Annotated in this window: 35 protein-coding genes; 29 read left to right on the top strand and 6 right to left on the bottom strand. The window is 64.0% G+C overall.

Annotated elements, in window-relative coordinates; genetic code table 11:
* Positions 1–140 precede the first annotated feature (140 nt).
* The 24 genes from rplC to K9B33_RS18540 all read left to right on the top strand — a co-directional run bounded on the left by rplC (position 141) and on the right by K9B33_RS18540 (position 13872).
* Positions 141–896, top strand: a complete 756-nt coding sequence (rplC, locus tag K9B33_RS18655; RefSeq protein ID WP_224550597.1) for a 50S ribosomal protein L3 — start codon at positions 141–143, stop codon at positions 894–896.
* 3 nt (positions 897–899) lie between these two features.
* Positions 900–1523 carry a 50S ribosomal protein L4 gene (rplD, locus tag K9B33_RS18650; RefSeq protein WP_224550568.1) on the top strand — a complete coding sequence of 208 codons (624 nt, stop codon included), beginning with the start codon at positions 900–902 and terminating at the stop codon, positions 1521–1523.
* A complete protein-coding gene (locus K9B33_RS18645; RefSeq protein WP_224550567.1) occupies positions 1516–1833 on the top strand; it encodes a 50S ribosomal protein L23 in 318 nt (105 codons plus the stop codon). The genes rplD and K9B33_RS18645 overlap by 8 nt, the downstream gene beginning before the upstream one ends.
* 1 nt (position 1834) lies before the next feature.
* The gene (gene rplB, locus K9B33_RS18640) at positions 1835–2671 is read left to right on the top strand and encodes a 50S ribosomal protein L2 (RefSeq protein ID WP_224550566.1); all 837 of its coding nucleotides are present in this window, start codon (positions 1835–1837) and stop codon (positions 2669–2671) included.
* A 5-nt stretch (positions 2672–2676) separates the two neighbouring features.
* Positions 2677–2952 (top strand): 30S ribosomal protein S19, encoded by a 276-nt coding sequence (gene rpsS, locus K9B33_RS18635; protein ID WP_007707899.1) that lies wholly within the window; start codon positions 2677–2679, stop codon positions 2950–2952.
* Positions 2952–3338, top strand: coding sequence for a 50S ribosomal protein L22 (gene rplV, locus K9B33_RS18630; RefSeq protein WP_224550565.1), 387 nt, complete (start codon positions 2952–2954; stop codon positions 3336–3338). The genes rpsS and rplV overlap by 1 nt, the downstream gene beginning before the upstream one ends.
* A gap of 4 nt (positions 3339–3342) precedes the next feature.
* A complete protein-coding gene (gene rpsC, locus K9B33_RS18625) occupies positions 3343–4038 on the top strand; it encodes a 30S ribosomal protein S3 (protein WP_224550564.1) in 696 nt (231 codons plus the stop codon).
* 21 nt (positions 4039–4059) lie between these two features.
* Complete coding sequence (rplP, locus tag K9B33_RS18620; RefSeq protein ID WP_056691692.1) at positions 4060–4491, top strand: 50S ribosomal protein L16; 432 nt, start codon at positions 4060–4062, stop codon at positions 4489–4491.
* Positions 4492–4495: 4 nt separating this feature from the next.
* A complete protein-coding gene (gene rpmC / locus K9B33_RS18615; protein ID WP_056691689.1) occupies positions 4496–4699 on the top strand; it encodes a 50S ribosomal protein L29 in 204 nt (67 codons plus the stop codon).
* 12 nt (positions 4700–4711) lie between these two features.
* Positions 4712–4975, top strand: coding sequence for a 30S ribosomal protein S17 (gene rpsQ, locus K9B33_RS18610; RefSeq protein WP_006960320.1), 264 nt, complete (start codon positions 4712–4714; stop codon positions 4973–4975).
* Positions 4976–5142: 167 nt separating this feature from the next.
* On the top strand, positions 5143–5511 hold the full coding sequence (gene rplN / locus K9B33_RS18605) for a 50S ribosomal protein L14 (RefSeq protein ID WP_056691686.1): 369 nt from the start codon (positions 5143–5145) through the stop codon (positions 5509–5511).
* Positions 5511–5822 (top strand): 50S ribosomal protein L24, encoded by a 312-nt coding sequence (gene rplX, locus K9B33_RS18600; protein ID WP_224550563.1) that lies wholly within the window; start codon positions 5511–5513, stop codon positions 5820–5822. The genes rplN and rplX overlap by 1 nt, the downstream gene beginning before the upstream one ends.
* A complete protein-coding gene (gene rplE, locus K9B33_RS18595; protein WP_224550562.1) occupies positions 5822–6397 on the top strand; it encodes a 50S ribosomal protein L5 in 576 nt (191 codons plus the stop codon). The genes rplX and rplE overlap by 1 nt, the downstream gene beginning before the upstream one ends.
* 51 nt (positions 6398–6448) lie before the next feature.
* Positions 6449–6754, top strand: a complete 306-nt coding sequence (rpsN, locus tag K9B33_RS18590) for a 30S ribosomal protein S14 (protein ID WP_007707881.1) — start codon at positions 6449–6451, stop codon at positions 6752–6754.
* Positions 6755–6766: 12 nt separating this feature from the next.
* A complete protein-coding gene (rpsH, locus tag K9B33_RS18585; protein ID WP_224550561.1) occupies positions 6767–7162 on the top strand; it encodes a 30S ribosomal protein S8 in 396 nt (131 codons plus the stop codon).
* Positions 7162–7695: a 50S ribosomal protein L6 gene (gene rplF / locus K9B33_RS18580; RefSeq protein WP_066606456.1), complete on the top strand. Its 534-nt coding sequence runs from the start codon at positions 7162–7164 to the stop codon at positions 7693–7695. The genes rpsH and rplF overlap by 1 nt, the downstream gene beginning before the upstream one ends.
* 1 nt (position 7696) lies before the next feature.
* Positions 7697–8050 (top strand): 50S ribosomal protein L18, encoded by a 354-nt coding sequence (gene rplR, locus K9B33_RS18575; protein ID WP_066606453.1) that lies wholly within the window; start codon positions 7697–7699, stop codon positions 8048–8050.
* Positions 8051–8052: 2 nt separating this feature from the next.
* Positions 8053–8784 carry a 30S ribosomal protein S5 gene (gene rpsE / locus K9B33_RS18570; protein ID WP_224550560.1) on the top strand — a complete coding sequence of 244 codons (732 nt, stop codon included), beginning with the start codon at positions 8053–8055 and terminating at the stop codon, positions 8782–8784.
* Positions 8785–8789: 5 nt separating this feature from the next.
* A complete protein-coding gene (rpmD, locus tag K9B33_RS18565; RefSeq protein ID WP_066560520.1) occupies positions 8790–8969 on the top strand; it encodes a 50S ribosomal protein L30 in 180 nt (59 codons plus the stop codon).
* A 366-nt stretch (positions 8970–9335) separates the two neighbouring features.
* Complete coding sequence (gene rplO / locus K9B33_RS18560) at positions 9336–9869, top strand: 50S ribosomal protein L15 (protein WP_224550559.1); 534 nt, start codon at positions 9336–9338, stop codon at positions 9867–9869.
* A gap of 195 nt (positions 9870–10064) precedes the next feature.
* On the top strand, positions 10065–11429 hold the full coding sequence (gene secY, locus K9B33_RS18555) for a preprotein translocase subunit SecY (RefSeq protein WP_224550558.1): 1365 nt from the start codon (positions 10065–10067) through the stop codon (positions 11427–11429).
* A gap of 41 nt (positions 11430–11470) precedes the next feature.
* Positions 11471–12127: an adenylate kinase gene (locus K9B33_RS18550; RefSeq protein WP_224550557.1), complete on the top strand. Its 657-nt coding sequence runs from the start codon at positions 11471–11473 to the stop codon at positions 12125–12127.
* A 36-nt stretch (positions 12128–12163) separates the two neighbouring features.
* Complete coding sequence (locus tag K9B33_RS18545) at positions 12164–12703, top strand: SRPBCC family protein (RefSeq protein ID WP_224550556.1); 540 nt, start codon at positions 12164–12166, stop codon at positions 12701–12703.
* Between the two features lie 125 nt (positions 12704–12828).
* A complete protein-coding gene (locus K9B33_RS18540) occupies positions 12829–13872 on the top strand; it encodes an acyltransferase family protein (protein ID WP_224550555.1) in 1044 nt (347 codons plus the stop codon).
* A 56-nt stretch (positions 13873–13928) separates the two neighbouring features.
* On the opposite strand, the gene K9B33_RS18535 is transcribed toward K9B33_RS18540, so the two are convergent.
* A complete protein-coding gene (locus K9B33_RS18535; RefSeq protein ID WP_224550554.1) occupies positions 13929–14699 on the bottom strand; it encodes a CsgG/HfaB family protein in 771 nt (256 codons plus the stop codon).
* Between the two features lie 172 nt (positions 14700–14871).
* Between K9B33_RS18535 and lepA the strand changes: the two genes are divergently transcribed.
* Positions 14872–16680 (top strand): translation elongation factor 4, encoded by a 1809-nt coding sequence (lepA, locus tag K9B33_RS18530; RefSeq protein WP_224550553.1) that lies wholly within the window; start codon positions 14872–14874, stop codon positions 16678–16680.
* A gap of 55 nt (positions 16681–16735) precedes the next feature.
* Positions 16736–17281 (top strand): hypothetical protein, encoded by a 546-nt coding sequence (locus tag K9B33_RS18525; protein ID WP_224550552.1) that lies wholly within the window; start codon positions 16736–16738, stop codon positions 17279–17281.
* A gap of 84 nt (positions 17282–17365) precedes the next feature.
* Here K9B33_RS18525 and K9B33_RS18520 read toward each other — a convergent pair whose 3' ends face one another.
* Both K9B33_RS18520 and K9B33_RS18515 read right to left on the bottom strand, forming a co-directional pair.
* Positions 17366–18448, bottom strand: coding sequence for a diguanylate cyclase (locus K9B33_RS18520; RefSeq protein WP_224550551.1), 1083 nt, complete (start codon positions 18446–18448; stop codon positions 17366–17368).
* Positions 18449–18784: 336 nt separating this feature from the next.
* A complete protein-coding gene (locus K9B33_RS18515; protein ID WP_224550550.1) occupies positions 18785–19336 on the bottom strand; it encodes a nuclease in 552 nt (183 codons plus the stop codon).
* Positions 19337–19497: 161 nt separating this feature from the next.
* On the opposite strand from K9B33_RS18515, the gene K9B33_RS18510 reads away from it, so the two are divergent.
* Positions 19498–19884: a PH domain-containing protein gene (locus tag K9B33_RS18510; RefSeq protein WP_224550549.1), complete on the top strand. Its 387-nt coding sequence runs from the start codon at positions 19498–19500 to the stop codon at positions 19882–19884.
* A gap of 169 nt (positions 19885–20053) precedes the next feature.
* Positions 20054–20737 (top strand): hypothetical protein, encoded by a 684-nt coding sequence (locus K9B33_RS18505; RefSeq protein ID WP_224550596.1) that lies wholly within the window; start codon positions 20054–20056, stop codon positions 20735–20737.
* Here K9B33_RS18505 and K9B33_RS18500 read toward each other — a convergent pair.
* The 3 genes from K9B33_RS18500 to K9B33_RS18490 form a co-directional block, all read right to left on the bottom strand.
* On the bottom strand, positions 20734–21270 hold the full coding sequence (locus tag K9B33_RS18500) for a GDYXXLXY domain-containing protein (protein WP_224550548.1): 537 nt from the start codon (positions 21268–21270) through the stop codon (positions 20734–20736). The genes K9B33_RS18505 and K9B33_RS18500 overlap by 4 nt on opposite strands.
* A complete protein-coding gene (locus tag K9B33_RS18495; RefSeq protein WP_224550547.1) occupies positions 21267–22481 on the bottom strand; it encodes a DUF2157 domain-containing protein in 1215 nt (404 codons plus the stop codon). The genes K9B33_RS18500 and K9B33_RS18495 overlap by 4 nt, the downstream gene beginning before the upstream one ends.
* Positions 22482–22671: 190 nt before the next feature.
* A complete protein-coding gene (locus K9B33_RS18490; RefSeq protein WP_224550546.1) occupies positions 22672–23154 on the bottom strand; it encodes an Lrp/AsnC family transcriptional regulator in 483 nt (160 codons plus the stop codon).
* 107 nt (positions 23155–23261) lie between these two features.
* On the opposite strand from K9B33_RS18490, the gene K9B33_RS18485 reads away from it, so the two are divergent.
* Positions 23262–24218 (top strand): DMT family transporter, encoded by a 957-nt coding sequence (locus K9B33_RS18485; protein WP_224550545.1) that lies wholly within the window; start codon positions 23262–23264, stop codon positions 24216–24218.
* The last annotated feature ends 5 nt before the right edge of the window (positions 24219–24223 follow it).

Here is a 24223-nt window from a genome sequence, read left to right as displayed (position 1 = left end):
GCTATTCCCGAGCAGGGGGTGGCATCCAACCCGGACGGGGTGATCTATACATTGGGTTGGGCCGCGAAGCAGAGATGCTGAGCGGTTTTTTCGTTGGATACGCCCGTTGCTAAGACGGGCCTCTATGGGAGTAATCAGTGATGCGCACAGGCGTGATCGCTAAGAAAGTCGGGATGACCCGTCTGTTCCAAGAGGACGGACGCCATATCCCGGTTACGGTTTTGGCCCTTGAGGGCAATCAGGTCGTGGCCCGCAAGGATGTCGACAGCGATGGCTATGTCGCCGTCCAGCTCGGCGCCGGCGTTGCCAAGGTGAAGAATGTCGCCAAGCCGCAGCGTGGCCACTTCGCCAAGGCGCAGGTCGAGCCGAAGGCTCGCCTGGTTGAATTCCGCGTCGCCGAGGATGCGCTCCTCGACGTCGGCGCTGAAATCGCCGCAGACCATTTCATCGACGGCCAGCTGGTCGACGTGTCGGGTCACACGCAGGGCAAGGGCTTTGCCGGTGCGATGAAGCGTTGGGGCTTCGGCGGTATGCGCGCCACCCACGGCGTGTCCATCAGCCACCGTGCGCATGGTTCGACCGGTAACCGCCAGGATCCGGGCCGCGTCTTCAAGAACAAGAAGATGGCCGGCCATATGGGCGACCGCGAGCGGACCCAGCAGAATCTCGAAATCGTCCGCACGGACGTCGAGCGTGGCCTGATCTTCGTCAAGGGCAGCGTTCCGGGCGCCAAGGGCACCTGGCTGACCATCAAGGACTCGGTCAAGGTTCCCCGTCCGGCCGACGTGCCGTACCCCGCCAGCCTGAAGAAGGCTGACAACAGCAATGACGCTCCGGCGAACACCCCGGCGGAAGACGCCGCGGCGCCTGAAGCGACCGAAGGCCAGGAGGGCTAAACCATGAAGGTCAAGGTACAGACCCTCGACGCAGCGGAAGCTGGCGATCTGGAGCTTAACGATGCCGTGTTCGGTGTCGAGCCCCGCGCCGACATCCTGCACCGCGTCGTCACCTGGCAGCTCGAAAAGCGTCGCGGCACCGCCCGCGGCACCCGCGAGCGTAGCGATGTTGCCCGCACCGGCAAGAAGTTCGGCCGCCAGAAGGGCGGCGGCACCGCCCGTCACGGCGATCGCCGTGCGCCGGTGTTCATCGGTGGTGGTAAGGCGCACGGCGCCCGCGTCCGCGACTTCAACCCCTCGCTGAACAAGAAAGTTCGCGCGCTGGGTCTGAAGATGGCGCTGTCGTCGAAGGTCAAGAGCGGCACGCTCACGATCATCGACAGCCTGGACGTCGCCGAAGGCAAGACCAAGGCGCTGGTCGCCAGCCTCGCCAAGCTGAACCTCACCAAGGTGCTGTTCATCGACGGCGACGCGGTCAACGTCAGCTTCGCGAAGGCTTCGGCGAACATCATCGGCGTGGACCTGCTCCCTGCCGTTGGCGCCAATGTCTATGACATCCTGAAAGCCGACTCGCTGGTGCTCACCCGCGCCGCGGTCGAAAAGCTGGAGGCCCGTTTCAATGGCTAAAAAGCAAGCCGGGACCGTCGACAACCGTCATTATGACGTGGTTGTCGCCCCCCACATCACCGAGAAGTCGACCCTTCTCAGCGAAAACAACGCCGTGGTCTTCAAGGTGGCGGGCGATGCCTCCAAGCCGGAGATCAAGGCCGCTGTCGAAGCGATCTGGGGTGTGGACGTCAAGAGCGTCAACACGCTGGTCACGAAGGGCAAGACGAAGCGCTGGAAGGGCAAGCCCTACAAGCGTTCGGACGTGAAGAAGGCGATCGTCCGCCTGGCCGAAGGCCAGTCGATCGACATCACCGAGGGAGTCCGCTGAGATGGCTCTGAAGCATTATAACCCGACCAGCCCGGCCCGCCGCGGCCTGATCCTGGTCGACAAGTCCAGCCTGCACAAGGGCAAGCCCGTCAAGGCGCTGACCGAAGGCAAGCGCAAGACCGGCGGCCGCAACAACAAGGGTCATGTGACCTCGCGCGGCATCGGTGGCGGTCACAAGCAGCGCTATCGCATCATCGACTTCAAGCGCCGCTTGTGGGATGTCGAAGGTACGGTCGAGCGTCTGGAATATGACCCCAACCGCACCGCCTTCATCGCGCTGGTCAACTATCCCGACGGCACCCAGAACTATATTCTGGCGCCGCAGCGTCTTGCCCCCGGTGACAAGGTCATCGCCGGCAAGAAGACCGACGTGAAGCCGGGCAACGCGATGGAACTGGGTCAGATGCCGGTCGGCACGATCATCCACAACATCGAGATGAAGCCGGGCAAGGGCGGTCAGCTCTGCCGGTCTGCGGGCACCTACGCCCAGCTCGTCGGTCGCGATCGCGGCATGGTGATGGTGCGTCTGTCCTCGGGCGAGCAGCGCTACATCCGTTCGGACTGCATGGGCACCATCGGCGCCGTCAGCAACCCGGACAATGGCAACACCAACCTCGCCAAGGCTGGCCGCAACCGTTGGAACGGCATCCGCCCGCTGACGCGCGGCGTCGCCAAGAACCCGGTCGATCACCCCCATGGTGGTGGTGAAGGCCGCACCTCGGGCGGCCGTCATCCGGTTACGCCATGGGGCAAGCCGACCAAGGGTGCGCGCACCCGCCACAACAAGGCGACGGACAAGATGATTATCCGTAGCCGCCATGCGAAGAAGAAGAGGTAAGCGAGATGGCTCGTTCCGTCTGGAAAGGTCCTTTCGTGGACCTCAGCCTTCTGAAGAAGGCGGAAACCGCGCAGGACGCGGGTGGCCGTGCGCCGATCAAGACCTGGTCGCGCCGTTCCACCATCCTGCCGCAGTTCGTTGGCCTGACGTTCAACGTCTATAACGGCCGCAAGCATGTTCCGGTCTCCGTGAACGAGGATATGGTGGGTCACAAGCTGGGCGAATTCGCCCCGACCCGCTTCTTCCCCGGCCACGCCGCCGACAAGAAGGGCAAGCGCTGATGAGCAAGGAAAAGGCTCCCCGTCGCGTCGCCGACAATGAGGCGCTGGCCGTTGGCACGCAGATCCGTGGTTCGGCCCAGAAGCTGAACCTGGTCGCCACGCTCATCCGCGGCCGCAAGGTCGAGGACGCGCTGAACATTCTCGCCTTCTCGAAGAAGGCGATGGCGGTCGACGTGCGCAAGGTGCTGGCTTCGGCCATCGCCAATGCGGAAAACAACCACAATCTCGACGTCGATTCGCTGGTCGTCGCGGAAGCATCGGTGGGCAAGAGCTTCACCCTGAAGCGCTTCCACGCGCGCGGCCGCGGCAAGTCGACCCGGATCCTCAAGCCCTTCAGCCGCGTGCGCATCGTCGTGCGTGAAGCTGGCGAAGAAGCGGAGGCGTAAGCACATGGGCCACAAGAGCAATCCGATCGGTCTGCGTCTGCAGATCAACCGCACCTGGGACAGCCGCTGGTTCGCCGAAGGCGCCGACTATGGTCGCCTGCTGCTGGAGGATCTCAAGATCCGCCAGTTCATCTTCAAGACCCTGCCGCAGGCCGCGATCTCCAAGGTCGTGATCGAGCGTCCGGCCAAGCTGTGCCGCGTGTCGATCTACGCCGCCCGTCCGGGCGTCATCATCGGCAAGAAGGGCGCGGACATCGAAAAGCTTCGCAAGAAGCTGGGCGCGCTGACCTCGTCCGACGTGTCGCTGAACATCGTCGAGATTCGCAAGCCGGAAATCGATAGCAAGCTCGTCGCACAGGGCATCGCCGACCAGCTCGAACGCCGCGTGGCGTTCCGCCGGGCGATGAAGCGTGCGGTGCAGTCGGCCCTGCGTCTGGGCGCCGAAGGCATCAAGATCACCTGCGGCGGCCGTCTGGGCGGCGCGGAGATCGCGCGCGTCGAATGGTATCGCGAAGGCCGCGTTCCGCTGCATACGCTGCGTGCGAACGTCGACTATGCCGAAGCCACGGCACACACCGCCTATGGCGTGTGCGGCATCAAGGTCTGGATCTTCAAGGGCGAAATCCTTGGTCACGATCCGATGGCCACCGACCGGCTGATGCTGGAGGCTCAGACCTCCGGCGTGCGCCCGGCGCGCTGAAGATAAGAAGGTAATAGCGTCATGCTGCAACCGAAGAAAATGAAGTTCCGCAAGACCTTCAAGGGTCGGATCAAGGGCGATGCCAAGGGTGGCTCGGCCCTGAACTTCGGCTCCTATGGTCTCAAGGCCATGGAACCCGAGCGCGTCACCGCACGCCAGATCGAAGCGGCCCGCCGCGCGATCACCCGCCACATCCGCCGTCAGGGCCGGTTGTGGATCCGCATCTTCCCCGACGTGCCGGTTTCCAAGAAGCCTGCCGAAGTCCGTCAGGGCAAGGGCAAGGGTTCGGTCGAATATTGGGCCGCCCGCGTCAAGCCGGGTCGCATCCTGTTCGAACTGGACGGCGTGCCCGGTCCGCTCGCAGCAGAGGCCTTCTCGCGCGCCGCGATGAAGCTGCCCATCAAGACCAAGGTCGTCGCCCGCCTCGGCGACACCTCGCATCTGGAGGGTTAAGCACATGGCGAATGTTGCAGACCTGAAGACCAAGACGGACGACGAACTGTCGACCGAACTGAACAACCTGAAGCGCGAGCAGTTCAATCTGCGTTTCCAGGCGGCCACCAACCAGCTGGAAAAGCCCAGCCGCGTCAAGGAAGTCCGTCGGTCGATCGCGCAGATCAAGACCCTGCAGACGGAGCGTAACAGCTCCGCCGCGAAGTAAAGGAAACACACGATGCCCAAGCGCGTGCTGACGGGAACGGTGGTTTCCGACAAGACCGACAAGACGGTGGTGGTTCGTGTAGAGCGCAAGGTTAAGCATGCGCTCTACGGCAAGATCATCCGCCGTTCGAAGAAGTACCATGCCCATGACGAGGGCAATGTCTACAAGGAAGGCGAGACGGTCCGAATCGAAGAGACTGCCCCGATTTCCAAGCTCAAGACCTGGAAGGTGATCGAGCGCGTGGACACCCACAAGTCGCCGGAAACGGCGGCCTGAGGGACGGCTCGCTGAGCCTTCGGTGAAAAATGCGGCGCGGGGCTGGCCTTTTCCTTCGGAAAGGGTTACAGGCCCGCGCTTCGCGTAGAGTCACCGGGCTCTAGGCAGATGAATTCGGAACCGCCGGGAATTGCCCCGGTAGGCCAAATAAGAAGGAACCGGATCCAATGATCCAGATGCAATCCAATCTTGACGTCGCTGACAACAGCGGCGCCAAGCGCGTCCAGTGCATCAAGGTGCTGGGCGGCTCGAAGCGTCGCTTCGCTGGCGTGGGCGACATCATCGTCGTCTCGATCAAAGAAGCTGCGCCGCGTGGCAAGGTGAAGAAGGGTGACGTGCATCGTGCCGTCATCGTGCGTACCGCCAAGGATATCCGCCGTGCAGACGGTTCGGTCATCCGTTTCGACGGCAACGCCGCTGTGCTGATCAACAAGAACGAGGAGCCGATCGGCACCCGTATCTTTGGCCCGGTCGTTCGCGAGCTGCGTGCCAAGAAGCACATGAAGATCATCAGCCTTGCTCCCGAGGTGCTGTAATGAGCGCTGCTAAGATCAAGAAGGGCGACAAGATCGTCGTCCTGGCTGGCAAGGACAAGGGCCGTACCGGCGCCGTCCTGCAGGTGATGCCCAAGGACGACAAGGTCCTGGTGGAAGGCATCAACGTGCATGCCAAGCATCGCAAGCCCGACCAGTCGAACCCGCAGGGTGGCATCGAGCGCAAGCCGGCCCCGCTGCACATTTCGAACGTCGCTGTCGCCGACAAGGATGGCAAGCCGACCCGCGTCCGTTTCGAGGACCGCGACGGCAAGAAGGTCCGCGTCGCCGTCAAGTCCGGTGAGGTGCTGTAATGGCCGACAAATATATCCCGCGCTCCAAGGCGCAGTATGACGCTGAAATCGCCAAGGCGATGACCGAGAAGTTCGGTTATAAGAACGTCATGGAAGTCCCCAAGATCGACAAGATCACGCTCAACATGGGCGTGGGCGAAGCGACCCAGGACAAGAAGAAGGTCACGCAGGCCGCCGAGGAAATGGAACTGATCGCCGGCCAGAAGCCGGTCATCACCAAGGCGAAGAAGTCGATCGCGCAGTTCAAGCTGCGTGAAGGCATGCCGATCGGTGCCAAGGTCACACTGCGCCGCGAGCGCATGTATGAATTCCTTGACCGCATGATCAATATCGCGCTGCCCCGCGTGCGCGACTTCCGTGGTCTCAACCCGAAGAGCTTCGACGGCCGTGGCAATTATGCCTTCGGCATCAAGGAGCAGATCATCTTCCCCGAGATCAGCTATGACCGCGTCGACAAGGTGCGCGGCATGGACATCATCGTCACCACCACCGCGAAGACGGACGACGAAGCGCGCGAACTGCTGCGCCTCTTCGGCTTCCCCTTCCCGCAGGAAGAAGAGAAGCAGGCGGCCTGATAAGGCCCCGCTTCTCTCCCAACGCTTAAGCTAAGGAAGAGAACTTAAGTCATGGCGAAACTGAGTTCGATCAACAAGAACGAGCGCCGCAAGAAGCTGGTGAAGAAATATGCCGGCCGCTATGCGAAGCTCAAGGCGATCGCGAATGATACCGCGGCCGACGACAGCGATCGTCTGATCGCGCGTCTGAAGATGGCGGAGATCCCCCGCAACGGCAATCCGACCCGCGTTCGGAACCGCTGCGAACTGACGGGGCGTCCCCGCGCTTATTACCGCAAATTCCGCCTCTGCCGCGTGCAGCTGCGTGATCTGGCCAACAAGGGCCTGATCCCCGGCGTCACCAAGTCGAGCTGGTAAGGATCATTTGAGATGGCATTGACCGATCCCTTGGGTGATATGCTCACCCGCATCCGCAACGGGCAGCAGGCGAAGAAGGACAGCGTTATGTCGCCGGCGTCCAAGCTGCGCGCCCGCGTGCTCGACGTGCTCCAGCGCGAAGGCTATATCCGTGGTTATTCCGAGGAAGCCCTCGGCAATCACCCGGGCCTGCGCATCGAGCTGAAATATTTCGAAGGCCAGCCGGCGATCAAGCATGTCGCCCGCGTGTCCAAGCCTGGCCGCCGCGTCTATTCGGGTTCCAAGGAACTTCCGGTGATTCGCAACGGCCTGGGCATCACCATTGTCTCGACGCCTCGCGGTGTTCTGTCCGACGCCGAAGCGCGCGAACAGAATGTCGGCGGCGAAGTGCTGGCGGAGGTGTTCTAATGAGCCGCATCGGTAAAAAGCCGGTCGCGATCCCCGCAGGGGTGACCGCGACCATCGAAGGCGGGCAGCTGTCGGTCAAGGGTCCCAAGGGGACGCTGGCCCTGCAGATGCGCGACGAGATCAGCTACACGCTGGAAAATGACGGCATCTCCGTACAGCCGGCCAACAAGACCAAGCAGGCGCGCGCCTTCTGGGGTATGCAGCGGACGCTGGTGCAGAACCTGATCACCGGCGTGACCGAGGGCTTCTCCAAGAAGCTGCTCATCACCGGTGTCGGCTACCGCGCCAACTCGCAGGGCAAGAACCTGAAGCTGCAGCTTGGCTACAGCCATGACGTCGATTTCGCGATCCCCGACGGGATCGAGATCAAGACCCCGGATAACACCACGGTCGAGATCAGCGGCATCGACAAGCAGCAGGTCGGTCAGGTAGCGGCCGAGATCCGTCGCTGGCGCAAGCCCGAACCCTATAAGGGCAAGGGTATCAAATACGCCGGCGAATTCATCTTCCGCAAGGAAGGGAAGAAGAAGTAAGATGGCAAAGCTTTCCCTCTTCGCGCGGCGTCGTCGCCGCGTTCGCACCGCGCTCAAGGCTGTTTCGGGCACCCGCCCGCGCCTCAGCGTTCACCGTTCGGGCCGTCACATCTACGCCCAGGTCATCGATGACGCGCAGGGCAAGACCGTTGCCGCCGCATCGACCCTGGACAAGGACGTGCGCGGCAAGACCGGCGCCACGTCCGAAGCGGCTGCCGATGTCGGCAAGCGCGTCGCCGCCGCAGCGACCGCTGCCGGCGTCACCCGCGTCGTGTTCGACCGTGGTGGCTTCCTGTTCCATGGCCGCGTCAAGGCGCTGGCCGATGCGGCCCGTGAAGCCGGGCTGGAGTTCTGATCATGGCTGACGAAAACACCAACGAAGTCGTCGCACCCGTCGAGGGCGCCGAAGCGACTGCACCGACCGAAGGTCGTGGTCCCGGCCGTGGCCGTGGCAACCGCGGCGGCGGTGGCGGCAATGATCGCAACCGTGGCGAGCGTGGCGGCCGTGGCCGTCGCGACGATCGTCGTGGCGGCAACCGCGACGAGGATCAGGGCGAAGAACTGATCGAGAAGCTGGTTCACATCAACCGCGTCTCGAAGACCGTCAAGGGCGGTAAGCGCTTCGGTTTCGCGGCTCTGGTCGTCGTCGGCGACGGTAAGGGCCGTGCGGGCTTCGGTCATGGCAAGGCACGCGAAGTGCCGGAAGCCATCAGCAAGGCGACTGCCGCCGCCAAGAAGGCGATGGTCCGCGTTCCGCTGAAGGAAGGCCGCACGCTGCATCATGACGGTCTCGGCCATTTCGGCGCCGGCAAGGTGACGGTCCGTTCGGCCCCGGCCGGTACGGGTATCATCGCCGGCGGTCCGATGCGCGCCGTGTTCGAAAGCCTCGGCGTCGCGGACGTCGTGACCAAGTCGAACGGCACGTCGAACCCCTATAACATGATCCGTGCGACCTTCGTGGCGCTGGTCGAGCAGACCAGCCCCAAGTCGGTGGCGCAGCGTCGCGGCAAGAAGGTCGCCGACCTGCTTCGTCGCGGTGGCGCTTCGGTCGAAGTTGCGGCGGCTGACGCCGACGCGATCGTGGAGTAAGCGACATGGCGAAAATCAAGATCAAGCAGATCGGTTCGCCGATCCGTCGCCCCGCCGACCAGAAGAAGATTCTGATCGGCCTGGGCCTGGGCAAGATGCACCGCGTGGTGGAGCTTGAAGACACGGCGGAAGTCCGCGGTGCGATCAAGAAGCTGCCGCACATGGTGGCGGTGGTCGAAGGCTAAACCCTTCGCCCTGCGGCGAGATTGAAAAGGGCCGGTTCGCGTCGCGAATCGGCCCTTTCCTTTTTGGCGGCGTCGTCGGTTGCTTGCGCGCTGTCCTACAACGCTCGGCCATGGCAAACTGGCGTGGCGATGGATGCAAAGGGCGCAAGCAAAGGCGCAAGATAATGGCCTATTCTCGCCATGAAATGTCTGAATGGGCGGGAAATGTGCGAAGTTAAGCGGCCATGCCCCAACGCCGCCCCGCCGGTTGCGATGCTGGCGACGGCCTGGCTGCCATGACGCATTAGGGGGTGACAAGCCTCCCGCATCCCGCTATGGGCCGCGCTTCCCAATTCAGCGCGAACCAAGCGAAAGCGAGTGCACGATATGAAACTCAATGACATCCGTGACAATGAAGGCGCCCGCAAGGGCCGTATGCGCGTCGGACGCGGCATCGGCTCGGGCAAGGGCAAGACCGCCGGTCGCGGCCAGAAGGGCGCCAAGGCGCGTTCGGGCGTCGCCATCAACGGCTTCGAGGGTGGCCAGATGCCGCTCCACATGCGCATCCCGAAGCGCGGCTTCAACAACATCTTCGCCAGCGATTATGCGATCGTGAACCTGGGCGCCGTGCAGAAGGCGATCGACGCCGGCAAGCTGGACGCGGCTGCAACCATCGATCAGGCGGCGCTGAACGCCGCCAACCTGACCCGTGGCGGCAAGGATGGCGTCCGTCTGCTCGCCAAGGGCGAACTGACCGCCAAGGTCAGCTTCCTGGTCGCCGGCGCGTCGAAGAGCGCGATCGAGGCGGTCGCAAAGGCCGGTGGCAAGGTCGACGTGATCGAAGTCGTTCCGGCGGCGGACAAGGCCAAGGCCAAGAAGGGCACTACCCTGGCCGCCAAGAAGGCCGCCCAGAAGGGCTGATCCGCCTTTCGCAGACTTGCAAGCGCGGCCCCGCTGCCCGATATGGGTTGGCGGGGTCATGCGTATCGGGGGGAATCCATTTGTCGCACCGGCGACAACTCCCCGTTCGACACGCCGGACCCGTCCCGCTAAGGGATGAGCGATTCCGCTCCGGGGCTTGATACCCCGGCAAGAGTGATTTGAAGGGCAGCCACCATGGCATCGAGAGCCGACCAGCTCGCATCCAATCTCAGCCTCGCAAAGTTCAGCCAGGCGACCGACCTCAAGAAGCGCCTGTGGTTCACGCTGGGCGCCTTGATCGTCTTCCGTTTCCTCAGCTTCGTGCCGCTGCCCGGCGTCGATCCGACCGCCCTGTCGCAGCTCTACAGCCAGACCAATGGCGGCATCCTCGACATCTTCAACACCTTCTCGGGTGGGTCGCTGTCGCGCATGAGCCTGATCGCGCTGGGCGTGATGCCCTATATCACCGCGTCGATCGTGGTGCAGCTCGGCGCCAGCCTCTCGCCGCAACTCGCGGCGATCAAGAAGGAAGGCGAAAGCGGCCGCAAGAAGCTGAACCAGTGGACGCGCTATGGCACCGTGGGCCTGACTGCGGTGCAGGGCTATTTCATCGCCGTGGGCCTTGAAAGCTTCGGCGCCCAGTCGGGTGTCGCGGCGGTGATCGAACCGGGCCTGCTGTTCCGCCTGACCGCGGTCGTGTCGCTGATCGGCGGCACCATGTTCCTGATGTGGCTGGGCGAACAGATCACGTCGCGCGGGATCGGCAATGGCGTGTCGCTCATCATCATGGCGGGCATCGTCGCCCAGTTGCCGGTGACGCTCAGCAATCTGTTCAAGTCGGGCAGCGAAGGGTCGATCTCCGGCCTGCTCATCATGTTCGTCATGGTGATGGCGCTGGGCCTGATCCTGCTGATCTGCTTCATGGAGCGGGCGCAGCGCCGGGTGCTGATCCAATATCCCAAGCGCCAGACCCGCCAGGGCCTGATGCAGGCCGACCGCAGCCATCTGCCGCTCAAGGTCAATACCGCGGGTGTCATCCCGCCGATCTTCGCCAGCTCGCTGTTGCTGATGCCGCTGACCATCTCGCAATTTGCGGGCCAGACCGTGGCGGGCGAAAGCAAGTGGGGCGATTTCGTCCTGACGCTGAACCAGTATCTGTCGCATGGCAGCCCGGTCTATATGGGGCTCTATGGTCTGGGCATCGTCTTCTTCTGCTTCTTCTACACCGCCGTGGTGTTCAATCCCGAAGAGACGGCCGATAACCTCAAGCGCAATGGCGGCTTCATTCCCGGTATTCGTCCGGGCAAGAATACCGAAAATTATCTGGATTATGTGCTGACGCGCATCACCGTCATCGGCGCGGCCTATCTGGCCTTCATCTGTCTGGTGCCGGAATTCGCCATCGCGCGGGCGGGCATTCCCTTCTACCTTGGTGGGACTAGCCTGTTGATCGTCGTCAATGTTACGGTGGACACCGTGACCCAGATTCAAAGCCATCTGCTCGCTCACCAATATGGCGACCTGATCAAGAAGGCGAAGCTCAAGGGTCGCCTGCGCTAGGCGACCACAGATAGGGCGCACAACAGGGGAGTATGCGCGCAATGAACATCATTCTGCTTGGCCCGCCGGGGGCCGGCAAGGGAACGCAGGCGAGCCGACTGGTCGAGCAACGCGGCATGGTGCAACTGTCCACGGGGGACATGCTGCGCGCTGCGGTGAAGGCCGGAACGCCGGTCGGACTTCAGGCCAAGGCGCTGATGGAATCCGGCGCGCTGGTTCCCGACGAAGTGGTGTCCGGCATCATCGGCGAGGCGCTCGACGCGCTGGCGCCCGAGACGGGCGTTATTTTCGACGGCTATCCGCGGACCGAGGCGCAGGCCCATTCGCTCGACACCATATTGTCGGATCGCAGCCGCACGCTCGACCATGTGATCGAGCTGGAAGTGGACGAGGATGCGCTGGTCGAGCGGATCACCGGTCGCTTCACCTGCGGCACCTGTGGCGCGGGCTATCACGACCTGTTCCACAAGCCCAAGGTCGAAGACACGTGCGACAAATGCGGCGGTCACGAATTCAAGCGCCGGCCGGACGATAATGAGGACACCGTGCGTACCCGCATGGCCGAATATCGCGCGAAGACCGCGCCGATCCTGCCGATCTACGAAGCGCGCGATATCGTGTCGCGGGTCGATGGCATGGCCGATATGGGCGAGGTGAGCGCGGCGATCGCGGCCATATTGGACGGCGACGCGGCCTGAGCTAGTGTCCGCCCTTCGGACGAGGGGAGGGCGGATATGCGCATTATCACATTATTGGGATGGGCTGGTGCGGCGATGGCCGCCCCGGCCCATTCCGCCGTTACGGCCACCGGCGATGTCGGTTTCGTCATTGAAAGCAGCGTCGAGATCGCAGCCGGTCCCGATGCCGTCTATGCACTGCTGCTGACGCCGGGCCGCTGGTGGAGTGACAGTCACAGCTATAGCGGCGATTCGGCCAATATGACCGTGGATGCCCGCGCCGGCGGCTGCTTCTGCGAGACGATCCCGGCGGCAGGCGGGGCGTCGGGGTCGGTCGAGCATGGGCGCGTCGTCTATGTCGCGCCGGGGCGGCAATTGCGCCTGTCCGGCGCGCTGGGGCCTTTGCAGGCCGATGCGGCGACCGGTACGCTCGACCTTGTACTCACGCCGGCGGGGAAGGGGACGAAGGTCCGCATGACCTATGTGGTGGGGGGCTATCTGCGTACGCCTCCGGCCCGGATTGCGCCGTTGGTTGATCGGGTGCTGGATGAGCAGTTGCAGGGGTTGAAACGGGCGGCGGAAGCGCCTGCGCCCTGAGCCGCGTGGCACGACGCGGCCGATCGAAGCTGTCGGGAAAGAAAACAGCAAAGAAAAGCGCATCGGCCGCGCCTGTTAACCATGATCGTAGCAGATTCATTGCTCCGCTGTTGCTATGGAGGCGCATGGACGGATCGCTGCGCGCTCGTGGCCGCTTGACGGAATTGGACGCTTTACGCGGGATCGGCGCGCTGTGTGTGCTGATTTTCCATTATTCGACCCGCTTCCACGAACTGTTTCCGCAAGCCTCGCATGTGCCGTTCAGCTTTCCCGGCGGCAATTATCGCGTGCTGCTGTTCTTTACTATTTCGGGCTTCGCGATTTTCTTCACGCTCGATCGCATCCGTACCGTCGCCGACTTCATCGTCAATCGCTTCGCCCGTCTCTATCCCGCCTATCTGGTGGCGATGCTGCTGACGCTGGGGATCGAATATCTGGCGCAGGCGACGCAGTTGCTGGTCGGCCCGGTCGCGATCCTCGCCAATTTCACGATGCTCCAGGGCTTCGCCTTCATGCCGGAGGTGGATGGCGCCTATTGGACACTGACGGTCGAGATCGCCTTCTATTTCTGCATGATCGCGATCTGGAAGTTCTTCGGCATCCGGCGGCTGGAACCGGTGCTGGCGTTCTGGCTGGCGGTGCGCTGGCTGTTCTGGCTGTGGCCGGACATGCCGGAACGAATCATCATGCTGCTGGTGTTGCGCTATACGCCCTTCTTCGTGATCGGGATGCTGGCCTATCGCCTCTGGTCGGGTCAGCGGACGTTGATCCAGCAGGCCCCCTATGCGGCGCTCGCGCTGCTGTCGATCGCGACCATGGAGACGTGGGACGTGACGATCGTAGGCTGTGTCCTGATGATCACCTACCTCGCGCTGATCCATGGATATTTGCGCTTCCTCAGCCTGCGTCCGCTCTTGTGGCTGGGAGGGATCAGCTACAGCTTCTATCTGATCCACCAGCATGTCGGTTTCGTCGTCATGCTGGAGTTCGCCAAGGCGGGCTACAGTCCGTGGCTCGGCTTTGCCGCCGCCTTTACCGTGGCGCTGACATTGGGCACGGTCATCAACCGGGTGGTGGAGCGGCCCGTCGGCGAAGCGATCATCGCCTGGTGGAAGCGCCGCCGCGACGCCCAACTGGCCACGACGAGTGCGGTGACCAGCGAGGGCTGAACAAAAAGGGCGCCGCCGTCGCCGGCCGCGCCCCGTCTTATAGCTGCGCTATCGCCTTATTGCGCGACGGGCGCCGCGGCAGCCGCATTTTCGGGCAGGCCGCCCATCTGCGTCACCATCTTGGTATAGGCGTCCAGATAGGCGAGCACGATCACCTGGCCGATATCGGTATTCTGGTAGCCGCCGCCGCCGACCGCAGCGAGGCCGCCCATCCAGCCCAGGCCGCCGCCGCCGCCGAAGCTCAGGTCCGACTTGCGGAAATAGCCCTCGGCCATCACCTCTTCCTCGGTGGTGCGGGCGTTGACGACGGAGAGCATGACATTGGCCTCGCTCTTCTTGACCGAGATGCCGCCCGCCAGCGCGCCCAGCGTACGCCCGCCCAGGAAGCCGCCGACCAGACCGCCAATGGCGTTGCCGCCGCTATTCTTGTTGGTGGTGACGATATCGGGCTGGATGAAATAGTCCGCGGCCTTGACCTGGCCCTTGCCCAGGTTCGACCCGGCTTGCAACTCGCCCGAATCCGCCATGGCGCGTTCCATGTTGCGGCTGGCCATCGACCGGCCGCGATTGACGATGCCGAAACAACCGGACTGCTGGACGAACAGCTTGATGATCGCTTCCGGGCTGCCCAGATTCAGTTCGCGCCACCACTGATTGTCCGGCTCGACGATGGCGACGGTGCCAAGGCGCTTGGTGCAGCGGGGAATTTCCATCTGCTTCCTGGTCTGGGCCTGACGACCCGACGATCCCTTGTCCGCTGCGATCGCTTGCGGCGTCGCCATGGCCAGGCAGACCATGGCCGCCGTCAGCTTGTTCAATCCACGCATTTCAAGAACCCCGTTTGTTGCTTGATCGAGAAAATGTCGTGCGCCCCGTCTTTTGCGAAAGCGTATCACAGGGCAGGGACGCTTCCAAGCAATGTGGGCCATGGATGACGGGCTTTGTCATCCTGTGCGCGATCCTGCTGACAGGGGGCGCAACTGCTGCTATCGGCGCGCAATGACCGATCTCAGCCATATCCGTAACTTCTCGATCATTGCCCATATCGACCATGGCAAGTCGACGCTCGCCGACCGCCTGATCCAGCGCACCGGCGGCCTGACAGACCGCGAGATGAGCGCGCAAGTCCTTGATAATATGGACATCGAGAAGGAGCGCGGCATCACCATCAAGGCCCAGACGGTCCGGCTCGACTATGTTGCCAAAAATGGCGAGACCTATGAGCTGAACCTGATGGACACGCCGGGCCATGTCGACTTCGCCTATGAGGTGTCGCGCAGCCTGGCCGCGTGCGAGGGCGCGCTGCTGGTCGTGGACGCCGCGCAGGGCGTGGAGGCGCAGACGCTGGCCAATGTCTATCAGTCGATCGAGCATGACCACGAGATCGTGCCGGTGCTGAACAAGATCGACCTGCCCGCCGCCGAACCGGAAAAGGTGCGCGCGGAAATCGAGGAGGTGATCGGCCTCGACGCGTCCGAGGCGGTGCTGGCCAGCGCGAAGTCGGGCATCGGCATCGACGATATATTGGAAGCGATCGTCAAGAAGATCCCGCCGCCCAAGGGCGACCGCGACGCGCCGCTGGAAGCGATGCTGGTCGATAGCTGGTACGATCCCTATCTGGGCGTCGTCATCCTGGTACGGGTGATGAACGGCGTCATCAAAAAGGGCCAGAACGTCAAGTTCATGATCGGCGGCACCGAACATCTGGTCGACCGCGTCGGCTGCATGCGGCCCAAGATCGAGCAACTGCCCGAACTGGGGCCGGGCGAGATCGGCTTCATCACCGCGCAGATCAAGGATATCAGCCAGACCCGCGTCGGCGACACCATCACCACGGTCAAGAACCCGGCGGCCAAGCCGTTGCCGGGCTTCAAGGAAGTGCAGCCGGTGGTGTTCTGCGGCCTGTTCCCGGTGGATGCCAACGACTTCGACAAGCTGCGCGACAGCATCAGCAAGCTGCGGCTCAATGATGCCAGCTTCTCCTTCGAGATGGAGAGCAGCGCGGCGCTGGGCTTTGGCTTCCGCTGCGGATTCCTGGGCCTGCTCCATCTGGAGATCATCCAGGAGCGACTGACCCGCGAATATGATCTGGACCTCATCACCACCGCGCCGTCGGTGGTGTACAAAATCCAGCTCACCTATGGCGCGGGCGAGATCGAGCTGCACAATCCGGCCGACATGCCCGATCCCACTAAGATCGACGAGATCGAGGAGCCGTGGATCGAGGCGATCATCTATTGCCCCGACGAATATCTCGGCTCCATCCTGAAACTGTGCCAGGATCGGCGCGGCATTCAGAAGAACCTGACCTATGTCGGCGGCCGCGCGCAGGTGACCTATGAACTGCCGCTCAACGAAGTGGTGTTCGACTTCTACGATCGCCTGAAGTCGATCAGCCGCGGCTATGCCAGCTTCGACTATCACCAGATCGGCTATCGCGAGGGCGATCTGGTCAAGATGAGCATCATGGTCAATTCAGAGCCGGTCGATGCGCTCAGCATGATCGTCCATCGCGGCACCGCCGAATCGCGCGGGCGCGGCATGTGCGAGCGGCTGAAAGACCTGATCCCGCGCCATCTGTTCAAGATCCCGATCCAGGCGGCGATCGGCGGCAAGGTGATCGCGCGCGAGACGATCGCGGCGATGCGCAAGGACGTGACCGCCAAATGCTATGGCGGCGACATCAGCCGCAAGAAGAAGCTGCTCGACAAGCAGAAGGAAGGCAAGAAGCGGATGCGCGAATATGGCAGCGTGCAGATTCCGCAGGAAGCCTTCATCGCCGCGCTGCGCATGGGCGACGAAAGCTGATCCCATGAACGACCGCCGCGCCGCAGGATCGTCCCGCCGTTGAACGGGAACGATCTTGTCCTGTGACGGCGCAACGTCCGGGCCGTTGACCGGCAAGGGTCAACCGGACAATGGGCTGGCCGGGCAGGTCGCACGGATCGAGCGGGCGGCGGCGTTTCTGGCCAATGGCCTGTCGCTGGGCACCTGTCCCGACGCGGCGGGGCGACGGCGCGACGCCATGCCGGCCAAGTTGATCGGCAACGGTTTGCGCGAACTGGACCTGTTCCTGACCGACCTGATCGTGGAGGCGGGGCGGGTCCACCGGCTGGGCGCGGCGGCCGGGGGCGATCCGGGCGTGCATCCGGGTCGGCGCATCTATAGCGCGGCCGAGGCCTGGCGGCGCACCGGGCCGCAACTGGGGCTGGCGATGGACGCGCGCGCGCGGTTGCGCGAAATGCGCGCGGCGCAGAACCGCCATTGTTTCGGACGCCTGCGCGGGGAGGGCGCCGAGGCCGCGATGCAACGCGCCTGCGCCGACTATGCGCGGTTGGCGGGCGAGGTGCTGGCGGCGGTCAGGGGACGGGCGGGAGCGCCGAATTTCGACACCGCCGCAGGAAAATGATGCTTCAACAGCGCGGTTTCACGCTTCCGCGGTTGCAGGAAGGTTGAGGATTGGCGTCACGAGCAAAGTCCGACGCAATCCTGACTATTGGTAAAAGAGAACCCTGTTTCGACCGGATTCCTTGGCGCGGTACATCATCCCATCCACCAGGGACAATAGCTTGTCCTGATCGTCCATTTTACTCTGCACCAGCAGCGCGCCGATGCTGGCCGTAACGTTGATATGCTGGTCCGCCTCGGGAATATAGACGGATTCTATGGCTTTTGTGAAACGGTCGAGCACAGTCAGCATTCCCGGCTGGCTGATATCGGGTATCGCTACACAAAATTCCTCCCCTCCCATTCTTGCGATCAAATCGCCATCGCGGCAACTGTCCGCCAAGGCTTCCTTGACACGGATGAGCACCCTGTCCCCGGCGGAATGTCCATAGCGGTCGTTGATGGCCTTAAAATGATCGAGATCGATCATGGCGATGCCCAACTGCGCCTTTTTCGGGTCGCCGCGGGCGTCCCAGTCGGCCGACATGGCCGCGCATTTTCGCGCAAATGCGCGCCTGTTCAGGGCGCCGGTCAGCGGATCAATATCCGCCAATGTCCGCATTTCGTCCACCTGATGATGAATGCGGAGCGACGACGCCACCCAATGGGCCATAGCCTGTAATCGTATCAGGTCCGCCACATCCTGCGCATTCCTATGGCAATGACCGATGTTGATTGTGCCAAAGCAGCGCGACCCGCTCAGCAAGGGAACATCCAGGCATGACTGCAGCCCCTTGCTGGTCAGTATTTTACAGTCCCAATCCTCCGATAAGGTGAGGTCGGGGCATATTTCTGCTTTCCCCTGCGCAAAGACGCGTCCGACCATCGTGCCGGCAATAGGGACCGGCATGTCCAAAGGAATGGCGTCATTCCCCTCCATGGCCACCAGGCGAAGATGCGTAGCGTCAACCGGCAGAGCGATTGTTACGCGATCGGCACGGAAAATCGCGCGCGACCAGCGCGCTATCACTTGCATAATGGTATCGATGTCCGGAGCTACAGACAGCTCTACGATAAAACGAACTGGAAGTTCGATCGACAAGTCGTTGGCGCAAGCTTCGTCTACGGATCTTTTCAGATCGCCGTCGCTGAGACTATAATGGTGAGGATTAGCGTTATTGCTCGTCACGACCCTCTACCTTTGACCCGTTTCTCTTGTTTTAGCGCCATATTTCCCAATGGCAAATAAGGAGCGCATGAGAGGGGAAGATACTTTATCCCCTATCTGTCTCTAGCCCGTAGCCGACTGGCCCGGCATCGATCCAACCTCTTTTTCTGCGCCGGGGGGATGAAGGCGCTCGGGCGTCCAGCCGCGCCGGTGGGACTGCCCTGCAGTCGGGATACCGCGCGACCGGGGCCGCCCCATCGGCGGCGGGGCGCATAGTCGATGGCGGAGCAATGCGTTGCTTGCAGGTCCGCATAAATATCCCGTACTGGTATATGCAGAGCGGCGAAAATATGGCGATCAGGACGCGCACCAGTCGATCGGGTTGCGCGACCAAGCCCTGGCATGGCCCTTAAGGATCATCAACTGGCCGATCGACACGCCGTCGCGCAGCAGCAGCCGGGCGGAGGGGTCGGGATCGGCAGCGTCGGGCCGGGCCTCGAACGCGCCGCCGTTCAGCATCGCGGCCAGCGCGGCGCGGCCCTTTTGCGCGCGCGCGGCTTCGGCCGAGCAGCGGGGGGCGGTGTCGCTGGGGACGCTGATGTCGGAGAGATGATAGCGTGTGCCGCGCCAGGCATAGGCGTTGGCGGACAGGATGCAGGCGTCGCCCCGGACGTCGTCGCACAGCGCGAACCGTTCGTTGATGCTGGTAGGCGCGGCGACGTCTTTCGCGGCGTCGCCGGGGGCGGGCAGAATATGTGCGATGAGCAACGCCACGGCCCCGGCAATGCCGAGCGCGGCAAGCAGCAGGCCGATCGGGACGACGCGCGTGCGCTGTTCCTGCTTGTCGTTCAGCCAGGCGCCGGCGTCATCCGGGTGGCGATCGCCGACGTCGTACAGATTTCGTGCCATGGTGCATCCCAAATGGAGCGGATGCTTTACCATCGCTTATGGAAAATTTCGGTTAACCAGCCGGAGCGCCGCTCTGCAACCGCGTGCGGCCTCACGGACTGGCCGGTTGACGGATCGGCCGGGCCATGGTCAAGTCGGCGGGCTGTAGCGACGGAGGCGGCGTGAGCGACACCTGGTTGTATGACGAGCATCCTGCGATGTTCCGGGCGCATCCCGTCCTGTTCCTGCTGCTGCTGGTTTCGGTGGTCGGCATCGTTGCGATCGCGATCTGGTGGGTGCTGCACAAGGGCGAACGACTGGCGCTGAGCGAGCGCGAAGTGCTGATGGAGCGCGGATTGCTGGCCAAGCAGCGGACCGAGGTCGCGCTGTCCTCCATTCGGTCGGTGCGCATCACCCAAAGCCTGGGCCAGCGCATCTTCGGCGTCGGCCATGTCGAGTTGTTCAGTGCCGGCGATATCGCCGAAATCGCGATCAAGAACATGCCGCGGCCCGACCGCATCCGCGCGATCGCCGCCGCGCGCAACCTGGACCTGCTGCCGCAAAGATAGACTATTTCGTCCAGCCCCTTGACTTGAGCCGATTTATTTCAACGATAGGGTTAACAAAAGAGGGGCCGCAGAGCCTCAATTCGCAAGAGGACGCCATGTCAGGAACGTCCGTTCACAAAGGGGTGAACGGCGGGATAAGGGGTCGTCTTCCATGGTTGGCTTGCGAGTGATGCCGTCTTTGCCGGACCTAACGGCCGAGCAGCGCGCCGAAATCCGCCACGCCTGCGGCTTTGCCTGCGTGCGGTGCGGCGTCACCATCTACCGCTATCTGGGGCTGCCGGACGGGCCGGGGGCGACCTTGCTGTGCCCGACATGCCACGGATTGGTGGAGGAAGGGCGGCTGACCGCGACCCAGGTCCACAGCTTCCACGCCAATCCCGTGGTGCGCCAGCGCCATTTCGCGCGCGACCGGCTGCCCTTTTCGGCGGAATTGCCGCAACTGATCGTGGGCGGATCGCGGCTGCTGCGCGACACGCCGATCCCGATCACGCTGGAAGGCGAGCCGATCCTGATCTTCGCGCCGCCGCGCCGGACCAATGGCGCGACGCGGATCAGCGTGCGGCTGGGCTCGCCCGACGGGGTGGCGACGCAGATCATCGACGGCAATGAATGGAAGCCGACCGACGGTAGCTGGCATTTCCTGCTGCGCGGCGACCGCTACAGCATGATGGCGGCGCGGGGCGACGGGCTGGCGGTGCTGCGGATCGTCGCGCGCAACCGGATCGCGGTGGAGCATCTGCGCACCACGATCAACGGCCGCCGGCTGGAGGTGACGCCCGACTGGCTGGAGATTGACGGCAAGCGGCATGTCGACCGGATCGGCAGCGGGACGCTGATCGGGCTGGAGCTTTAGGGCGCAACCTGCGGTTTCGGGCGGGGGCGGAAGTCCAGCGCGACCGGGCGCATGACGCCGTCGGCGCGGACCCGGACGCGGACCAGCCCTTGCAGGCGCGGATCGGCCAGCTTGCGGGAGAGGGCGATCGCCTGGCCCTGCGAGGCGTAGAATATCCCGCTTTCAAGCCTGCGGACCTCCTGCCGCGCGCCCAATGTCGCGCGGAGGATGATGGCGCAGTCCTGCGTCGCATCCGTCGGGGATATAGGGCGCACCGTTCGGATGTGCGGCGCGGTGCCGGTGACGCACAGGGCGCTGGCATAAGCGGGGTCGGCCCGGCTCTCCCCCTCGCGCAACGGCGCGGTCGGCCAGGCGTAGCGATAGCGCACATAATGGCCGCGTAGCAGGTCGCGCGGGTCATAGCCCTCGATCGGGATCAGCCAGTCCTGCCCCTGCTGCGCCTGCCGGTGGATCATGACCCAGCTTGCCAACAGGGCGGCGAGCGGCAGCAGCAGCGCGGCGGCAAGGATCAGGCGATGGCGGGCGGGCGTCATGCGCCCTCTCCGCGCGCGGGGGCATAACGGCGCGACAGGCGGATCGTGGCCCAGGCGACGGCCATGGCGAACAGGCCCGACAGGATCAGCCCCACGCCGCTGCCCAGCAAATCGTCATTCAGTTCGAAGCTGAGGATGATGATGCGCAGCGCGACCAACGCGACGGCGGCCTGGAAGATGCGCCGCCAACGGGCATGGATCGCACCGGCGGCGACCGCGCCCCAGAGCGCGAGGAAGAACAGGCTGGGGATCCAGGCGCGGGCGTAATGGCTCAGGCCGGGCAGCAGCGCCTGGCCCAGATGCAGTACCGCGGCGACCACCAGCAGCGCTGCGGTCGCCCGGCCGGACGCGGTGCGCCGGGCATTAGCGATCGCCGCGGCGGCGCAGAGCAGGGCGACGCTCTGGATCGCGGCGCTGCCGGGCAGGACCGCACTGTCGCTGTCCCAGCCGCGCAGCAGCAGGACGATGCTGACGCCCGCGAAGATCGTCGTAGCGGCCATTTGTTCGATCAGCCGCCAGAAGGCGGGGCGATCGCTCCTGTCGCGCATCAGGGCGGCGGCGCCGGCGACCAGGATCGGCGGGCAGGCGATCAGTCCCCAATAGAGCGACGGATGCGTCGGCGAGACGCGACCGAATAGGGACCAGACACGGTCATGATCGTCGGCGTGCGCCCACAGCGTGCCCAGCAGCCCTGCCATCCACAGGCCCGCAACCGGCCAGCTGCGCCCGAACAATAGAAGCAGCGGCGAGAAGAGCAGCAGCCAGGCGAGCAGCGGCTGCCACAGCGGCGAACTGGTCTGGTAGACCTGCCCCAGATGGCCGAAAAAGGTGAGGCCCAGCACCGCCGCCACGAAGAGCAGGGCGTCGCTGACTATTGGGTTCAGATCGCCCCTGGGCAATTGCCACCCGATCCATGCCGCGAGCGCGGCCATGATCGCAAAATGGATCGCCAGCCGCGCCGTGCCGGGAATCGCCTCCCAATTGGCGGCGACGATCGACACCAGCCCCAGCCCGATCGTCAGCGCGCCGAGCCCGACGATTGCCCAGACGCCGATCGGCCGGCTATGCGCGGCTTCCCACGCGCCGATCGCGCTGGCGGTCTCGGCATCGATCAGCCCCGCCGCCTGCCACGCCCTGAGTTTCCGTTCCGACATGGCGGGGAGAGTAATGCGGCTGGCGCGGAGGGCAATGGGGTTGTGAGGGTGGGGCAACGAGGCGATTGCTTATTGGCGCAGTCTGCGAGCGGTCAGAAGCGGGCGCTAGGTAGACGGATTTTTACGTCGCCTTTCGCGTGAAGTCTCGCGCAAAGCAGACCGCGCGAAATCGCCCAAAAATGGACATGTTCCCCCTGCCGCTGGCAGGAGTGGAATGGAAGGAACCACCCATCCGCGCAACCCTCCCTTACGGGATCACCAATTCCATCCCCGCCTTCACCCGGTCGAGGGCGAGGAAGCTGTGGAAGCTGTGGAAGCTGGCGACGAAGTCGGTGTCCGACAGCAGGCGGCGCGTGGTCGCGTCATAATGGCGCATGTCGGGCGATACGATCAACAGGATGAAGCTGCAGCCGCCCGTCACATAATAGCATTGCTGCACAGCCGGATCGGCGCGGAACAGCGCCTTGGCGCGGTCGACCGTGGCGGAGCGTTCGTCGGTCAGATGGACTTCTACGATCGCGGTGATGTCCAGGTCCACTGCATCGGGATCGACGATCGCGGCGTTGCGGGCGACGATCCCGGCCTTTTCCATGGCGGCGATGCGGCGTTGCACCGCTGCGGTGGAGAGGTTCACCGCCTGCGCGATGGCGCGTTGCGGCGTGCGATTGTCGCGCTGGATGATTCGCAGGATCGCGCGGTCGAACGGGTCTGGAGTGCGCATATCGGGCATGGACGAGTAATTGTTGCATTTTCAGGGGCAATCAAGAGCATTTTTCCCGCTCCTGTGATGATAATATTCGGGATCGACAGGCGGTCGGGCGGGAAAGACGGACGGGTATGACCAAGGGATCAGGCGGAACGATGCTGGCGGGCATCGCGTGCGGCGTGGGCGCGGGCGCGCTGTGGGGGCTGGTGTTCGTGGCGCCCGAAGTGGTGCGCGGCTTCACCCCGTTGCAGCAGGCGGTCGGCCGTTATCTGGCCTATGGCGCGCTGTCGCTGATCCTCGTCGCGCCGCGCTGGCGGATGCTGGCCGCGCGGATGACGCCGCGCCTATTGTGGGCGCTGGCCTGGCTCGCGCTGGCCGGCAACCTCTTTTACTATGTGCTGTTGGTGAGCGCGGTGCAGATGGGCGGTGTCGCCATGACATCGCTGGTGGTCGGTTTCCTGCCGGTGGCGGTGACGATCATCGGCAGCCGGGAGGCGGGCGCGGTGCCGCTGCGACAATTGGCGCCCTCGCTGCTGCTGTGCGTCGCCGGCGCGCTGTGCATCGGCTGGCAGGCGGTGGTGATGCCCGGACCGGGCCCGGTGGCGACGCGGCTGCTGGGCTTTGCCTGCGCGGTCGGGGCGCTGATCTCCTGGACCGCCTTCGCCATCGGCAATAATCACTGGCTGCGCCGGCAGGGCGACATGCCGGCGCAGGACTGGAACCTGCTGATCGGGCTGGCGACAGGATGCCAGGCGCTGCTGTTCCTGCCGGTCGTGCTGTGGCTGGGGCTGGGCCGGCATGACGCCGCCGCCTGGACGCAGTTCGCTACCGTCTCGGTCGCTGTCGCGCTGCTGGCCTCGATCGTGGGCAACGCGCTGTGGAACCGGGCGAGCCGGCTGTTGCCGCTGACCATGGTCGGGCAGATGATCCTGTTCGAGACCGCCTTCGCGCTGATCTATGGCTTCGCCTGGGAAGGGCGCTGGCCGACCGGGCTGGAGAGCGCGGCCTTCCTGCTGGTGGTGCTGAGCGTCGTGACCTGCATCGCGGCGCATCGGCGACCGGTGGCGCAGCTCGTCACAACCGCCTGATTGCG

The organism is Sphingobium sp. 3R8, from assembly GCF_020166615.1.
GTDB classification, from domain to species: Bacteria; Pseudomonadota; Alphaproteobacteria; order Sphingomonadales; family Sphingomonadaceae; genus Sphingobium; species Sphingobium bisphenolicum.
This window is presented reverse-complemented; position numbering and strand designations above follow the sequence as displayed.

Coding starts and splice junctions, on each gene's coding strand:
- K9B33_RS18550 (WP_224550557.1), top strand. CDS start 11,471: ATGAACATCATTCTGCTTGGCCCGCCGGGGGCCGGCAAGGGAACGCAG.
- rplB (WP_224550566.1), top strand. CDS start 1,835: ATGGCTCTGAAGCATTATAACCCGACCAGCCCGGCCCGCCGCGGCCTG.
- rplO (WP_224550559.1), top strand. CDS start 9,336: ATGAAACTCAATGACATCCGTGACAATGAAGGCGCCCGCAAGGGCCGT.
- rplC (WP_224550597.1), top strand. CDS start 141: ATGCGCACAGGCGTGATCGCTAAGAAAGTCGGGATGACCCGTCTGTTC.
- rpsS (WP_007707899.1), top strand. CDS start 2,677: ATGGCTCGTTCCGTCTGGAAAGGTCCTTTCGTGGACCTCAGCCTTCTG.
- K9B33_RS18540 (WP_224550555.1), top strand. CDS start 12,829: ATGGACGGATCGCTGCGCGCTCGTGGCCGCTTGACGGAATTGGACGCT.
- rplD (WP_224550568.1), top strand. CDS start 900: ATGAAGGTCAAGGTACAGACCCTCGACGCAGCGGAAGCTGGCGATCTG.
- lepA (WP_224550553.1), top strand. CDS start 14,872: ATGACCGATCTCAGCCATATCCGTAACTTCTCGATCATTGCCCATATC.
- rpsN (WP_007707881.1), top strand. CDS start 6,449: ATGGCGAAACTGAGTTCGATCAACAAGAACGAGCGCCGCAAGAAGCTG.
- rplN (WP_056691686.1), top strand. CDS start 5,143: ATGATCCAGATGCAATCCAATCTTGACGTCGCTGACAACAGCGGCGCC.
- rplF (WP_066606456.1), top strand. CDS start 7,162: ATGAGCCGCATCGGTAAAAAGCCGGTCGCGATCCCCGCAGGGGTGACC.
- rplX (WP_224550563.1), top strand. CDS start 5,511: ATGAGCGCTGCTAAGATCAAGAAGGGCGACAAGATCGTCGTCCTGGCT.
- rpmD (WP_066560520.1), top strand. CDS start 8,790: ATGGCGAAAATCAAGATCAAGCAGATCGGTTCGCCGATCCGTCGCCCC.
- rpsC (WP_224550564.1), top strand. CDS start 3,343: ATGGGCCACAAGAGCAATCCGATCGGTCTGCGTCTGCAGATCAACCGC.
- K9B33_RS18535 (WP_224550554.1), bottom strand. CDS start 14,699: ATGCGTGGATTGAACAAGCTGACGGCGGCCATGGTCTGCCTGGCCATG.
- rpmC (WP_056691689.1), top strand. CDS start 4,496: ATGGCGAATGTTGCAGACCTGAAGACCAAGACGGACGACGAACTGTCG.
- secY (WP_224550558.1), top strand. CDS start 10,065: ATGGCATCGAGAGCCGACCAGCTCGCATCCAATCTCAGCCTCGCAAAG.
- rpsE (WP_224550560.1), top strand. CDS start 8,053: ATGGCTGACGAAAACACCAACGAAGTCGTCGCACCCGTCGAGGGCGCC.
- rpsQ (WP_006960320.1), top strand. CDS start 4,712: ATGCCCAAGCGCGTGCTGACGGGAACGGTGGTTTCCGACAAGACCGAC.
- rplE (WP_224550562.1), top strand. CDS start 5,822: ATGGCCGACAAATATATCCCGCGCTCCAAGGCGCAGTATGACGCTGAA.
- K9B33_RS18500 (WP_224550548.1), bottom strand. CDS start 21,270: ATGACGCCCGCCCGCCATCGCCTGATCCTTGCCGCCGCGCTGCTGCTG.
- rplP (WP_056691692.1), top strand. CDS start 4,060: ATGCTGCAACCGAAGAAAATGAAGTTCCGCAAGACCTTCAAGGGTCGG.
- K9B33_RS18545 (WP_224550556.1), top strand. CDS start 12,164: ATGCGCATTATCACATTATTGGGATGGGCTGGTGCGGCGATGGCCGCC.
- K9B33_RS18515 (WP_224550550.1), bottom strand. CDS start 19,336: ATGGCACGAAATCTGTACGACGTCGGCGATCGCCACCCGGATGACGCC.
- rpsH (WP_224550561.1), top strand. CDS start 6,767: ATGGCATTGACCGATCCCTTGGGTGATATGCTCACCCGCATCCGCAAC.
- K9B33_RS18490 (WP_224550546.1), bottom strand. CDS start 23,154: ATGCCCGATATGCGCACTCCAGACCCGTTCGACCGCGCGATCCTGCGA.
- K9B33_RS18485 (WP_224550545.1), top strand. CDS start 23,262: ATGACCAAGGGATCAGGCGGAACGATGCTGGCGGGCATCGCGTGCGGC.
- rplR (WP_066606453.1), top strand. CDS start 7,697: ATGGCAAAGCTTTCCCTCTTCGCGCGGCGTCGTCGCCGCGTTCGCACC.
- K9B33_RS18505 (WP_224550596.1), top strand. CDS start 20,054: ATGCCGTCTTTGCCGGACCTAACGGCCGAGCAGCGCGCCGAAATCCGC.
- K9B33_RS18645 (WP_224550567.1), top strand. CDS start 1,516: ATGGCTAAAAAGCAAGCCGGGACCGTCGACAACCGTCATTATGACGTG.
- rplV (WP_224550565.1), top strand. CDS start 2,952: ATGAGCAAGGAAAAGGCTCCCCGTCGCGTCGCCGACAATGAGGCGCTG.